A 13,242-nucleotide genomic window follows, 5' to 3' on the forward strand; every position below is an offset into this window, starting at 1 on the left:
GGCACTGGCCGTAGGTACTGTTTACTTCGCCGCCGGCTCGACCCGGCTCCCGACCCAGAGGAGCGTGCCCAGCAGCGCCGCGACGCTGATGGGGAGGAGCCAGCGGAACAGCGAGAGGAGGCCGGCGCTCGCCTGGACGCCGGCGACGAGCAACACGGTGGGGCCACAGCAGGCGACCCCGGAGAGCAGTCCCGGCAGCCCTGACGCGGCCCCCGCGCCCGGGCCGAGACGGCAAGCCGACGGGCCGCGCCACGCGACGACGGAGACCGCGAGGTTGAGTCCGACCAGCGACGCCAGCACGCCTCCGAGAAGGAGGTTCAACGGCGCGACGAGCAGTTCGACTGGGCCGACGACGACCAGTGCAATCGGCTCCCACTGGAACGGCCCGACCGGCCGAAACGCGCGGGTGAGCGGGTTACTGACGACGGACACCGCGTAGTCCGGCGGGCCGAGCCCGAGGTGTCCGAGGCCGACGAGATACAGCAGGAAGTACGCGAGTCCAGCGGCGGCGAACAGCGTCCGGCCGTCGCGGCGAGCGAGCGCACCCCGGACCGCGACCCCGGTGTTCCGACCCAATCGTTCGAATCCAGCAGTCAGACCTGCCTCGCCCGGCTGCCGGTCAGTCGACATACGTACTCTCCGGGTAGAACCCCGCCCAGGCGAACCACATCGCGTCGAAGGCCAGCGAGCGGTCCAGCGGGAGGGCGTCGGCGTCGTACGTCGTCCCGTCGAGCGTGTAGCCGTCGGCCAACGCCTCGACCGTCGCCGACTCCGGGTTCGCGTACACGTAGCCCGTCGCCAGGTCGGTGTCGGCGACGGCGACGTGCGGCGTCTCGCCGATGTGGCCGGTCAACACGCGCTGGCTCAGCAGCGCCGCCTTGTCGAACGCGAGCGCGCCCGTCTCGGTCCGGGTCCCGACGACAACGGCCTTCGGATGCGCGCGGCTGTCCCCCTGCAGCGGCTCGAACAGCGTCCGGGGACTCGAATAGTAGCCCCGCGTCTCGTTGTACTGGCCGTACGGGTCGACGCCGTAGCGCCGCGAGAAGCCGGTTTCCTCGGTGAGTACCGCCGTCTCCGGATAGGCGCGTGCCCAGCGCTTCCACGTGGTCCAGACGACCCGGAACTCCCGCAGGGACTCGCCGGTCAGCGGGCCTTTAATCGCCGTCGCCAGTATCTGTGGCCACCAGCTGTCGGTGCCCCGGTCGTACATCGTCAGGTTCGAGTTCACCAGGCGGCCGGAGACGCCGAACTCCACCGGGCCGCGTTCGAACCCCTGTGCGGTGCCGGTCAGCGGGCAGTACGTGACGGCGACGGGGTGGCCGGCGATGGCGTCGTTGACGATTTCGTGGTGGACGAGGATGTACTGCGGGTACGCTTTCGCGTCCCCGTCGCGGACGACGCCGAACACCGGGTCGCCCGGTTCGAGTCCCGACGGTGGCGTGTCCGCAAACTGCGGTTCGTCGATGGCCGGAATCCCGTCCTTCGGAACACCGCCGCTCACAATGTTCGCTTCGAGCGTTCCGGTGTCGTAGGCCAGATACAATCGGTCGTCCGCCGTCGGGGGTTTCGGGCCGGCACTGCCGTCTGTCGCCGCGGTTCCGGCTTCGGATGCCGAGCCCCCGGTAGCCGCGTCGTCGCCCCCCACACAGCCTGCGCCGCCGAGCGTCGCACCGACCCCGAGCGTCATTAGGAACTGCCGGCGGGAACGGTCCATAGTATGTGTGCGGTTCCCACTCACTAAGTCTCGCGGTGAGGGGTCGGTAACCCACCGATGGGACGCCGAGCCGGCGATATCGGCGGACGGGCCAGCGGGCGGTCAGCTGACGAGGTCGGCGACCATCGAGGAGACGTACGCCAGTTCGTCCTCGTTGACTCCGTGACCCATTCCCTCGTAGATGCGTTCCTCCACGTCCCCGTTCAGGCGCTCGAAGACGGCGGTCGTGACGTGGACGCGCTCTTCGGGGATGTGCGGGTCGACGTCGCTACAGCCGATGAACACCGGCGTCTCCTCGATGTCGCCCTCGTACTCGCTCTCGTCGATGGTCTCACCGATGAGACCGCCGCTGAGGGCAACGAGACCGCCGTAGCGGCGCGGATTGCGAGCGACGAACTCGCTGGCGAGACACGCCCCCTGAGAGAAGCCCAGGACGAGCACGCGGTCAGCCGGAATCCCGGCTTCTTCGGCCTGGGTGATGGCGTCCTCGATAGCCTGCAACCCGGACGTCCGGCCGGGTTCGTTCTGCTCGACTGGCGAGAGGAAGGAGTTCGGATACCAGGTGTTGCGCGCGGCCTGGGGCGCGAGCACCGCCAGCCCGTCCTGCTGGAACTCGGCCCCCATCTGGACGATGCTTCGGGCGGTCGCGCCACGGCCGTGGACCAGGACCGCCGCCGCGCTCGCCTCTGACAGCGCGGTCCCCGCAGTCACGAGCTGTTGGCCCTGGTGCGGGCCGCTCATCGCTGCCCTCCCCGGCCCCGTCCGGTCGTGTCCGCGTCGGTTCCCGTTCGTCCGGCACCTGCCGCCAGCCGCCGTGTCGCGTGCATACCCCAGGTAGCGCGCGGAGATACTTGACTTGGCACATCGGTCAGTAGACCGAAACGTCGCCTCAGCTCCGCAGTCGGAGTTCGATGTCGTCGCCGTCTCGGACCGCGAGTCCGGCGTCGGTTTCGGAGACGGCGTAGTCCGACCGGCGGAGACGCTCGGCTGCCGTGTCGAGGGCCGCGTCGTCGGGGAGTCGCATCTCGAACCACGCCAGTCCCTGTCCCCGGTTGGGCGTGGACCGGCCCTGCCAAACGTTGGCCCCGACGTGGTGGTGGTACTCGCCGGCCGCCAGGAACACCGCGCCGTCGTACGTGGCCCTGACCCGCAGTCCGAGCGCGTCGGCGTAGAACGACCGGGCGGCCGCCACCGACGAGACCTCCAGGTGGACGTGTCCGATGTCGGACCCGTCGGGCATCGACTGGTCGCCGACCCCGGCGGCCGCGACCCCCTGCGTATCGAGTGGCTCGGTCACCATCTCGACGTGGCCGGACGGCGTCTCGGTCCACAACTCCCGGGGCCGGTCCCGATAGATTTCGACGCCGTTGCCGGCCGGGTCCGACAGATACAGCGCCTCGCTGACGCCGTGGTCCGACGCGCCGTCCAGCGTCCACTCCGAGTCGATACGCCGGAGGGCATCGCCCAGCGCCGCCCGCGATGGAACACGGAACGCGACGTGGTACAGCCCGGTCCCCGTCACGTCCCTCGCCGGTGCGTCCGGCCGATGGTTCAGAACCAGGAGTTCCTCCTCGCCCGCGCCCAGTACCGTCCGGTCGTCGTCCGCCGCCAGGACCTGCAGTCCCACGACGTCACGGTAGAACTCGACGACCGGCGGCAGGTCGGCGACGGTCAGCGCCACCCGGCCGATTTCGGTCTCCGACGGACGTGTCGCTCGGTCCATACGGGCGGTAGGCGTAGACGGTGCATAACCCTGTTCGTCAGTCGGCGACAGCAGCGCCGGGGAGACAGCGGCGGTCCGACCGGACCCATCCGCTCGGGCCTCAGTCGCACGCGACGACGGCTTTAGAGAGGGAGTAAAATGCCCCCTAATCCGAATCCAACATATTTCGCCGCGAGAAATAATCATAAACTATTACGTAGTACTGGCAGGGTCGTGTGTTAACCTTCATCAGAGTAGTACTATAACCTTCGAGTTGTTACCTTGGGTTGACTATGAAAAAGCAGGAGCTCATCCACCTTCACGGCCTGCTTGCACAGGTACAGAACCACTACGAAGCCGAATCCGGGAACGAAGTGGACCACGACGAATACGAGGAACTGGGCGTCAAGCCGACATCGATTCACAAGTCGAAAACCGACCACAAGGCCGCTGTTTTTGCGATTGCTGACGGTATTGCCTCCGAGATGGCCGACGAAGCCAAAGAGCCTGTTTCTGCCGCCGCGGACTAACGGTATCCGTAGTTTCTACGCAGTTTCCCCCGAAAAGCCGTGCCGCTATCGACCTGAGAACGGCGGTCAGAATCACAGCAGAGGGGGGTACGGTTCGGGCGGTCGTCCAGCGTATCCGGGTTATTCGTCGATTAATTCCTCGAACTCGGGCAACACGTCCTCGGAGTCCTCCGCCGATTGACTCGACTCGTCGTCGGCCTCGGTATCGGTGTCCTCGTCGGACTCCTCCGGGATCTCCTCGATTTCGAGCACGTCCAGCGGGATGTTCTCCAGCCGTTGCCCGATTTCCTTGCGGGCGATTCGGGCGGCGTGTTCGTCCCGTTCGACGTTGAACACGGTCATCTCCAGTTCGAGCGCGACGAGGCTCTCGTCGGCGGCAAGGAACGCAGGCTCCAGTGTCTCGCCGCAGTGCGGGCAGTGACGGTCCCCCATGTTGATTTCGACGTAGTTGAGGTCGGGGTTCAGCATCTCCCCCGTCTTCGAGATGGCGATGCGAACTGCCTCGTCCGCAGACGCCACGTCGTACACTGGGACTGCGGCCTCGACGACAACTCGGCAATTCATACTGGTATGTTCTTTTTCCAATATAATGAAGGTTAGCCCCGAAACGAGGGTCGCCACACCCCGCGTAACTCGGCGGTAGAACGCGCTATCGGGCGGTCCACACGCGAGCGACCCGACCCATCACGACGGCGAAAGGCGACGACGGAGAGCTGCCAGTGGATACCGGGCCGGGCGGACCTGCCCCGCGTGAGCGGAACTCGTAACGCCATTACTTCCGGGACCATACCACACGGACGATGGAACAGGGCGTCATCGACGTTGGGTCGCTGGCCGGCGGTATCGACCTGCAGGCAACTGTCGAGAGCGGGCAGTCGTACCTCTGGAACCGGGAGGACGGGGGGATGTACGGGCGCGAGGGGGCGACCGGTGGCGACGCGTGGTACTGGACTACGGTCCGTCGAGACGGGTCGCCGGCGGTCGTCCGCGTCCGTCAGCGGGACGGGGGCCTGGAATGGGAGTCCACAATCGACGCCGAGGCGACGCTCAGACGGCTGCTCCGTCTGGAGGACGACCTCCCCGCGATTCGTGAGACGGCACCGGCCGACGACGTGGTCCGGTCGGCCTACGACTCGTTCTGGGGGCTGCGCCTCGTGCAGGACCCGCCGTTTGGCTCGCTCATCTCCTTTATCTGCTCGGCCCAGATGCGCGTCGCGCGGATTCACGGCATGCAGCGGGCGCTACGTGACGCGTTCGGCGAGGAAGTCGCGTTCGACGGCCGGACGTACAGCGCCTATCCGACGCCCGAGGCACTGGCCGAAACGACGGAAGAACGGCTCCGGGAGCTCGGGCTGGGTTACCGCGCGCCGTACGTCCAGCGCACCGCCGAGATGGTGGCGACCGGCGACGCCGACCCCGAGGAGGCCGTCGGCCTCGACTACGAGGACGCCAGGGAGTCGCTCACCCGCTTCGTCGGCGTCGGCGACAAGGTCGCGGACTGCGTGTTGCTGTTCTCGCTTGGCTACCTCGAAGCGGTCCCGCTTGACACCTGGATTCGGACGACCATCGAGGAGTACTACCCGGACTGCGAGCGGGGGAACTACGCCGAGACGTCGCGTGCCATCCGGGCCGCGCTCGGCGGCGAGTACGCCGGCTACACGCAGACGTATCTGTTCCACTACCTCCGGACGGGCAGCGACGAGAGCTGACGACGTATTGCGGAAGCCGACAGTATAACGGGCTCGGCGGGCGACCCATCGGATATGGCTCGCACGCGAGCACACGTGTTCGTCTCCGGTCGTGTTCAGGGCGTCTACTACAGGGCGACCACGCGGGAGCGCGCACAGGGACAGGGCGTCGACGGATGGGTCCGCAACCTCGACGACGGCCGCGTCGAGGCGGTGTTCGAAGGCCCCGAGGCCGACGTGGAAGCGATGGTCGAGTTCTGCCACGAGGGGAGCGAACGCGCGAACGTCACCGACGTCGAAGTCGAGTACGGGGACCCCGAGGGGCTGGACGGCTTCGAAGTCAAGTGGTGAGTCCCGTAGAGTTACTTCGCTGGCGGGCGAACCCGCGGGTATGCTCACCGGCTCCGAAATGGGTGTGGTCGACGAGAACGCCGCCGCGCTCGGCGTCCCGCGCAAACAGTTGATGGAGTCGTCCGGGCACGCCGTCGCCCGGGCGGTTCGCTCCCTCGCGGCCCCCGGCGACCGGGTCACTATCGTCGCCGGGCGGGGGAACAACGGCGGGGACGCGCTCGTCGCCGCCCGCTTTCTCGACGACTACGACCTCCGCGTCCTCCTGCTGGGCCGTCCGGACGCCATCTCGACGACGATTGCCAGGGAGAACTGGGACGCCCTCGAACGCGCCGAGTACCCGACGGAAACGGTCGGGGACGCCACGGCGTTCGCCCTCGACGCCCCCGACGTGGTCGTCGACGCGATGCTCGGGACCGGTATCGCCGGCGACCTCCGGGAGCCCGAAGCGACGGCCGCCGCGGCGATGAACGGGATGGCCGCGGCCGTTCTCTCCGTGGACGTGCCCTCCGGTCTCGACGCCGAGACGGGACGGCTGGCCGACAACGCCGTCGCCCCCGACCACGTCGTCACGTTCCACGACACCAAGCCGGGCCTGCCGGCCCTCGACGTGCCGGTCACCGTCGCCGACATCGGCATTCCCGACGCGGCGGAGTTGTTCGTCGAGCGGGGCGACCTCACCCGCCTCGAACGGGACCCCGCGAGCCACAAGGGGGACAACGGTGAGGTGCTGGTCGTCGGCGGCGGGCCGTACACCGGCGCGCCGGCGCTCAGCGCACAGGCGGCGCTCAGGGGCGGGGCCGACCTCGTCCGGGTCGCCTGTCCGGCCGTCGTGGCCCGCGAGATACAGTCCTACAGCGAGAACCTCATCCTGCGGCCGTTCGACGGCGACCACCTCGCACCACCGCACGTCGACCGCCTGGCCGACCTGGCCTCGGACCACGACACGCTGGTCGTCGGGCCGGGACTGGGCGACGCCGACGCGACGCTGGAGGCGGTCGCGGAGCTACTCTCGAGGTTCGAGGGCACGGCAGTCGTCGACGCCGACGCCCTGTCGGTGGTGCCGGACATCGAGACGGACGCGGAACTCGTCTGTACGCCCCACCAGGGCGAACTCCGCGGCATGGGCGGTGAAACCGATGCGGACTGGCGGGCGCGGGCGGACCTCGTGGAATCGTTCGCGTCGGAGGTCGGCCAGACGCTGCTGGTCAAAGGCCCCTACGACGTCGTCTCCGACGGCGAGCGGACCCGCGTCAGCCGCACGGGCAATCCAGGGATGACGGTCGGCGGGACCGGCGACGTGCTCGCGGGCGTGACGGGCGCGCTCGCCTGCGTGCAGGCCCCGCTCGACGCGGCCGCCATCGCTGCCTACACTGTCGGTACCGTCGGCGACCGCGTCGTCGAAGACCGCGGCTACGGACTGGTCGCGACGGACCTCTTAGAGGAGATACCGAGCGTGCTGTGGCAGCGAGACTGAGTCAGGCCGACGCGCCGACGAGGTCACCGGCTTTCGCCCGGGACTGCTCGATGATGGCCGGCCGCGCCTCGAACTCGATGACAACCTGGTCGCCGTAGTCGACCGTCTCGACGCTGGCGTGGTCGTGAATCCACGAGACGAGGCTCATCGTGTCGTCGGTCATCGGGAGGACGAGCCGCTCGCGCTCGTAGTCCGGCAGTTCGCGGTCGATGCGCTCGGCGAGGTCGTCGATGTTGAGCCCCTGCTTGGCGCTGACGGCGACGGGGTTCGGAGCCAGCGAGGAGAGGGCGTCTTTCTTGCGGCGGACCTCCTCGTCGTCGACCGTGTCAGTCTTGTTGAGCACCGTGACGATGGGGGCCTCGTTGCGCTCGTACAGCGTGTCGTGACTCGTCACCAGTTTCTCGCGGATCTCCTCGACGGACTCGGAGACGTCGACGACGAGCAAGACGAGGTCGGCGTGGTACACCGACCCTAGCGTCGACTTGAACGACTCGACGAGCCAGTGAGGGAGGTCCTGGATGAACCCGACGGTGTCGGTGACCAGCACCTCGCGCTTGCCGACCGCCGCGCGCCGCGTGGTCGTGCCAAGGGTCGTGAACAGCCGGTCCTCGCTCTCGGCAGTCGTGTCCAGGTCAGGGTGTAAGTCGTCGTTCTCGTCGACGTCAAGGTCGTCGGCGAGGCGGCGCAGGAGCGTCGACTTCCCGGCGTTGGTGTAGCCGGCCAGCGCGACGAGGTCGAACCCGGACTCACGGCGCTGCTCCCGCCGGTGTCGCTCGGTCTCTTCGATGGAGTCGAGTTCGTCCCGGATGTTGGAAATCTGCTTTTTGATGTCCTCCTCGCGGGACTCGTCGTACTCGCCCAGGCCCATGAACCCCGGGCGCTCGTCGCGCTTTGCCAGACTCGCCTTGGCCTCGGCCCGCGGGAGTTCGTAGCGAAGCTCCGCGAGTTCGACCTGGAGCTGTGCCTTCCGCGTCCGGGCCCGCTGGCCGAAGATTTCGAGGATGAGCCGGAAGCGGTCGATGACACGCACCCGTTCCGGGAGCTCGTTCCCGATGTTGTACGTCTGGTACGGACCGAGCTGGTTGTCGAAGATGACGACGGCGGCCCCTTCGCGGGCGACGGCGTTGCTCAACCGCGTCACCTTCCCCTCGCCGAGGTGGTACGCCGGGTCCTCCGTCCGGGTCTGTGTCACCTCGTCGACGACCTCGTAGCCGGCCGCCCGGGCGAGGTCCCGTATCTCTTCGGTGTCGGCGGTGCCGCTGTCGACGCGCTTCGCGATGACCGCCCGTTCCGTGGTGTGTGTCGCCGTCACTCGTTACAGAACTACGGCGTCCGATTATTTAACCCCCCGGGAGGCGCACACAGCCGTCGAGAGATAACGGACTGAACGGCAGAATGGCGGATACGTCGGGCGACGGCGGGTCGGGAGGACGCGACGCCCGCCCGACAACCCAACGACGGCTACGACCTCGGTCTATTCGAGGTCGAACCGGTCGAGCCGCATGACCTTGCTCCAGGCGTCGGCGAAGTCGTGCACGAGCTTCTCTTCGGCGTCGGCGGAACCGTAGACCTCCGAGATGGCCCGTAGCCGGTCGCTCGACCCGAAGATGAGGTCGATTCGCGTGGCCTCCCACTTGCGGTCGCCGGTGTCGCGGTCGTACCCCTCGTAGACGCGGCCGCCGTCCGACGCCGGCTCCCACTCCGTGCCCATGTCGAGCAGGTTCACGAAGAAGTCGTTGGTCAGCGTCCCCGGCTCGTCGGTGAACACGCCGAGGTCGGTGTCCTGATAGGTCGCGCCCAGCGAGCGCATCCCGCCGACCAGGGCCGTCATCTCCGAGGCCGTCAGGTTCAGCAGGTCCGCGTTGTCGACCAGCACTTCCTCGGCCGGTCGCGCGACGTCGTCTCCGATGTAGTTCCGGAACCCGTCGACCTTCGGCTTGAGCGCTTCGAACGACTCCACGTCGGTCTGGTCCGGCGTCGCGTCCACTCGGCCCGGCTCGAACGGTATCTCGATGTCGTAGCCGGCGTCGGCCGCCGCCTGCTCGACGGCCGCGTTCCCGCCCAGGACAATCAGGTCCGCGAGCGAGACGCGCGTGTCGTCGGTCTGCGCACTGTTGAACGCCTCTTGGATGTCTTCGAGCGTCTCCAGGACCGTCTCCAACTCTTCGGGCTCGTTGACTTCCCAGCTCTTCTGGGGTTCGAGCCGGACGCGAGCGCCGTTGGCCCCGCCGCGCTTGTCGCTGTCGCGGTAGGTCGACGCCGACGCCCACGCGGTCTTGACGAGTTGGGTGACCGAGAGGTCCGAGTCGAGGATGTCGGCTTTGAGCTCGGCGACCGCCTCGTCACCGACCAAGTCGTAGTCGGCGTCCGGGAGCGGGTCCTGCCAGAGCATCTCCTCGTCGGGGACCTCCGGCCCGAGGAACCGCTCGGGCGGCCCCATGTCGCGGTGGGTCAGCTTGTACCAGGCCTTCGCGAAGTTCATCCCGAACTCCATGGGGTTGTCCTGGAAGGTCTCCATTATCTCCCGGTAGTCGGGGTCCCGCTTGAGCGCGATGTCCGTCGTCAGCATCATCGGCGTCTGCGTCTCGTCCGGGTCGTGGGCGTCCGGGACGCTGTTTTTCAGCTCCTCGCTCTTGGGGGCCCACTGCCACGCGCCGCCGGGGCCTTTCTCGGGCTCCCACTCGTATTCGAGCAGGTTGTTGATGTAGCCCATGTCCCACTCGGTCGGGGACTGGGTCCACGGCCCTTCGATACCGCTCGTTATCATCTCGCCGCCTTTGCTGTTCCCGTTCTTGTTCTGCCACCCGAGGCCCTGCTGCTCGATGGGGGCTGCTTCGGGCTCGGGGCCGAGGTTCTCGTCGGGGTCGTCGGCACCGTGGACCTTCCCGAAGGTGTGGCCGCCGGCGATGAGCGCGGCCGTCTCCTTGTCGTTCATCGCCATGCGGTCGAACGTCTGTCGGATGTTCTTCGCGGAGGCCTCCGGGTCCGGGTTACCGTCCGGCCCTTCCGGGTTCACGTAGATGAGACCCATCACGGAGGCACCGAGCCCCTCCTGTATCTCTCCGGGCTCGTCGAACCGCTCCTGGGTGTCCATCTCGTCTTCGGGGCCCCAGTTGACGGCCTTGTCCTCCTCGAAGGCGTCCTCGCGACCGCCGGCGTAGCCGAACGTCTTGAACCCCATCGACTCGATGGCGACGTTCCCGGCGAGAATCATCAGGTCGGCCCAGGATATCTTCCGGCCGTACTTCTGCTTGATGGGCAGGAGCAGCCGCCTGGCCTTGTCGAGGTTCGCGTTGTCGGGCCAGCTGTTGATGGGGGCAAAGCGCTGTCGACCGCCGGCCGCGCCGCCGCGGCCGTCGGCGGTCCGGTACGTCCCGGCGCTGTGCCAGGCCATCCGGATGAACAGCGGGCCGTAGTGACCGTAGTCGGCCGGCCACCAGTCCTGGGAGGACGTCATCAGCTCTTCGAGGTCCGACTTCACCGCGTCGAGGTCGAGCGACTGGAACTCCTCCGCGTAGTCGAAGTCGTCCTCCATCGGCCCGACGTCCCGGGCGTTCTGGTCGAGAATCTCCAGGTTCAGCCGGTTCGGCCACCATTCTTGGTTGGACTTCGGTCGCTTCGGGTATCCGTCTTCGGTAGCTCCCGTATCGGTATTCGGTGTTTCCGCCATCTTAACAGTAAGTAAGATTCGTCCGTCGGATACAAATCTTTGGATATGAGTAAAGAAATAGCACCGTCTCAAAAAGATATCCCTGAATTCTGCGGGCACCGACCAGCGGAGGCGCGTTGCCGCCGCCGCTCGCTCCCGAATGGAGCACAAAGGATTTAAAAGCAGACAGTCAGGTACGCGGTATGGACGAGTTCGTACTGCAACTGGACGGGCTGGGCCTCCAGCAGATGGGGCTGGAGTTCGGCGGCGGCGGTCTCATCGGTGGCATCATCGGGTTCGCCGCCAAGAAGGTCGCCAAGCTCATCGCCGTCATCGTCGGTATCGAGTTGGCGCTGTTCAAATTCCTGGAGACGCGGGGCATCCTCGAAGTGAACTGGAACGCAATCGGCGGGGCCGCACAGAACGCGACCGGCACCGCCGGGGACGCGGCGGCCGCGCAGCCGCCGTCTTGGGTCATGTCGCTGCTCTCGGCGCTGCCGGTCAGCGCCGGGTTCACGGCCGGGTTCCTGGTCGGGTTCAAGAAGGGGTAAGCGGCGTCAGCCCCGCGTACTGATGTCGTCCTCGTCTTTGATGATGCGCGTCTCCGCCTCGCCGCTGGTGTGTTCGTTCACCACGTCGTAGAAGTCGTTTTGCAGGCCAGCCGGGAACGTCAGCACGCCGACCCAGGAGCCGTCGGACTGCCACTCCTCGCGTTCGAGGTCGCCGAACTGCCGTATCTGTGCCTGTGCGCTCCCGGCGTAGTCGGCGGGGACCTGCACCGCGACGGTGACCTCGTCGAACCGGATGGGGATGACCGGCCGGAGCGCGTCGAGGGCGTCGTCGACCTGCGCCTCGACGGGCTCCATCGGGTCGACCCTGAAGTCGGTCTCCTCGAGTGCCGACTCGATGCGTTCGGGCGGGTGCGGCGCGTCGTCCATCTGGGGATTGACCGCGTTGCGCGTGATGCGCTGGATGAGTTGTTTGTGCTTTTGCTCCTGCATCTCGCGGCGCTGGTCGGCCGTAATCTGAATCTCCCCGCGCTTGATGACCTCGGGGATGATAGCCATCGGGTCCGTGGTGTCGAACACCTCTTCGAGCATGTTCTCGGGCGGCCGGTCCCCGCGCGAAGCGTCCTCGAACACGTCCTCTGCCGCGATGACGTCTTCGAGTTCGCCGTCGAAGTCGTCGCGCTTTATCGCCAGCGCAGCGTCCGGATCGACCAGTACCTCGAACCGCTGGCCGTGGGATTCGAGGCGCGCCGTCACCGCCTCGTCAAGCGATATCATACCCATCGGTAGCAGTGGGCCAGTTAAAGGCCTTACTGCGTGGGGACTGAAAAGGGTCCGCGGCCGGGGCGGTTACTCCTCGGTGTCGTCTTCGTCCGCGTCCGCGTCCTCGGCAGCCGCAAGCAGGTCGGCTTCCGTGAGGTGGGCTCGCTTCTCCTCGTCGGTCAACTGCCCGAACGTCTCCGTCTCGGCGTCGACCGTGGCGACGCCGATGCCTTCCGGCGTGAGTCCGTCGTCGGTGACAGAGGCGAGGGCCGCCAGCGCGAGGTCGACGCCCGCATCGAGGTCCATTCCCTCGTCGTAGTGCTCCTCGAGGTAGTCGCGGATGTCACCGCGGTCGGCCCCGACGGCCAGCGCCTTCCACTCGTAGGGCGTCCCGGAGGGGTCGGTCTCGAACAGGCGGGGCTCACCGTCGACGATGCCGCCGATGATGAGTGCGACGCCGAACGGGCGCGCGCCGCCGACCTGCGTGTACTGCTGGATGAAGTCGGTGATTTCCTTCGTCAGCGTCTCGACGCCGACCGGTTCGCCGTAGCGCAGCTGGTTCACCTGCGCCTGCCGGCGGGCGAAGTCGATGAGTTGTCGCGCGTCGGCGACGTGGCCGGCGGAGGCGATGCCGATGTGGTCGTCGGCCTTGTGAATCTTCTCGACGGAGGAGCGCTCCATCAGGGGCGACCGGATGCGCTTGTCCACGGCGAGGACGACGCCGTCGCTCGTCCTGACGCCGATACTTGCTGTGCCGCGTTTGACCGCTTCGCGGGCGTACTCGACCTGGTAGAGGCGTCCGTCCGGGGAGAAGATAGTAATCCCACGGTCGTAGGCCTGCTGTTGGTTTTGTCCCTGCATAG

The 13,242-nt window shown here is 67.3% G+C and carries 14 protein-coding genes; 5 read left to right on the forward strand and 9 right to left on the reverse strand.

Annotated features, from left to right (window positions below):
- Window positions 1–21: 21 nt before the first annotated feature.
- From VI123_RS17425 to VI123_RS17440, 4 genes are all read right to left on the reverse strand, one after another.
- Complete coding sequence (locus VI123_RS17425) at window positions 22–630, reverse strand: hypothetical protein (protein WP_336339331.1); 609 nt, start codon at window positions 628–630, stop codon at window positions 22–24.
- Window positions 620–1,714, reverse strand: coding sequence for a DUF3179 domain-containing protein (locus tag VI123_RS17430; RefSeq protein ID WP_407067013.1), 1,095 nt, complete (start codon window positions 1,712–1,714; stop codon window positions 620–622). Before VI123_RS17430 ends, VI123_RS17425 begins: the two co-directional genes overlap by 11 nt.
- Window positions 1,715–1,816: 102 nt before the next feature.
- Window positions 1,817–2,455 carry an alpha/beta hydrolase gene (locus VI123_RS17435; RefSeq protein ID WP_336339333.1) on the reverse strand — a complete coding sequence of 213 codons (639 nt, stop codon included), beginning with the start codon at window positions 2,453–2,455 and terminating at the stop codon, window positions 1,817–1,819.
- A gap of 148 nt (window positions 2,456–2,603) precedes the next feature.
- Window positions 2,604–3,437 (reverse strand): VOC family protein, encoded by an 834-nt coding sequence (locus VI123_RS17440; RefSeq protein WP_336339334.1) that lies wholly within the window; start codon window positions 3,435–3,437, stop codon window positions 2,604–2,606.
- A gap of 272 nt (window positions 3,438–3,709) precedes the next feature.
- Between VI123_RS17440 and VI123_RS17445 the strand changes: the two genes are divergently transcribed.
- Window positions 3,710–3,946: a UPF0058 family protein gene (locus tag VI123_RS17445; protein ID WP_336339335.1), complete on the forward strand. Its 237-nt coding sequence runs from the start codon at window positions 3,710–3,712 to the stop codon at window positions 3,944–3,946.
- Window positions 3,947–4,066: 120 nt separating this feature from the next.
- Here the strand turns inward: VI123_RS17445 and VI123_RS17450 are convergent, their stop codons facing one another.
- A complete protein-coding gene (locus VI123_RS17450; RefSeq protein ID WP_336339336.1) occupies window positions 4,067–4,510 on the reverse strand; it encodes a DUF555 domain-containing protein in 444 nt (147 codons plus the stop codon).
- 236 nt (window positions 4,511–4,746) lie between these two features.
- Here VI123_RS17450 and VI123_RS17455 point away from each other — a divergent pair, with 236 nt between their 5' ends.
- From VI123_RS17455 to VI123_RS17465, 3 genes are read left to right on the forward strand one after another with little or no spacing between them, the layout of a single operon-like run.
- A complete protein-coding gene (locus VI123_RS17455) occupies window positions 4,747–5,655 on the forward strand; it encodes a DNA-3-methyladenine glycosylase family protein (RefSeq protein WP_336339337.1) in 909 nt (302 codons plus the stop codon).
- Window positions 5,656–5,709: 54 nt separating this feature from the next.
- Window positions 5,710–5,985, forward strand: coding sequence for an acylphosphatase (locus VI123_RS17460; protein WP_336339338.1), 276 nt, complete (start codon window positions 5,710–5,712; stop codon window positions 5,983–5,985).
- A gap of 40 nt (window positions 5,986–6,025) precedes the next feature.
- The gene (locus tag VI123_RS17465) at window positions 6,026–7,459 is read left to right on the forward strand and encodes an NAD(P)H-hydrate dehydratase (protein ID WP_336339339.1); all 1,434 of its coding nucleotides are present in this window, start codon (window positions 6,026–6,028) and stop codon (window positions 7,457–7,459) included.
- Between the two features lies 1 nt (window position 7,460).
- Here the strand turns inward: VI123_RS17465 and hflX are convergent, their stop codons facing one another.
- Together hflX and katG are read right to left on the reverse strand one after the other, a co-directional pair.
- Window positions 7,461–8,771, reverse strand: a complete 1,311-nt coding sequence (gene hflX, locus VI123_RS17470; RefSeq protein ID WP_336339340.1) for a GTPase HflX — start codon at window positions 8,769–8,771, stop codon at window positions 7,461–7,463.
- A 162-nt stretch (window positions 8,772–8,933) separates the two neighbouring features.
- Window positions 8,934–11,129: a catalase/peroxidase HPI gene (gene katG, locus VI123_RS17475; RefSeq protein WP_336339341.1), complete on the reverse strand. Its 2,196-nt coding sequence runs from the start codon at window positions 11,127–11,129 to the stop codon at window positions 8,934–8,936.
- Between the two features lie 182 nt (window positions 11,130–11,311).
- On the opposite strand from katG, the gene VI123_RS17480 reads away from it, so the two are divergent.
- Entirely contained in the window at window positions 11,312–11,659 is a 348-nt protein-coding gene (locus tag VI123_RS17480; RefSeq protein ID WP_336339342.1) for an FUN14 domain-containing protein, read from the forward strand.
- Between the two features lie 6 nt (window positions 11,660–11,665).
- On the opposite strand, the gene VI123_RS17485 is transcribed toward VI123_RS17480, so the two are convergent.
- Window positions 11,666–12,394, reverse strand: coding sequence for a ribosome assembly factor SBDS (locus VI123_RS17485; protein ID WP_336339343.1), 729 nt, complete (start codon window positions 12,392–12,394; stop codon window positions 11,666–11,668).
- A gap of 72 nt (window positions 12,395–12,466) precedes the next feature.
- Window positions 12,467–13,240, reverse strand: a complete 774-nt coding sequence (gene psmA / locus VI123_RS17490; protein ID WP_336339344.1) for an archaeal proteasome endopeptidase complex subunit alpha — start codon at window positions 13,238–13,240, stop codon at window positions 12,467–12,469.
- Window positions 13,241–13,242 lie beyond the last annotated feature (2 nt).

The organism is Haloarcula sp. DT43, assembly GCF_037078405.1.
Taxonomy (GTDB): domain Archaea; phylum Halobacteriota; class Halobacteria; order Halobacteriales; family Haloarculaceae; genus Haloarcula; species Haloarcula brevis.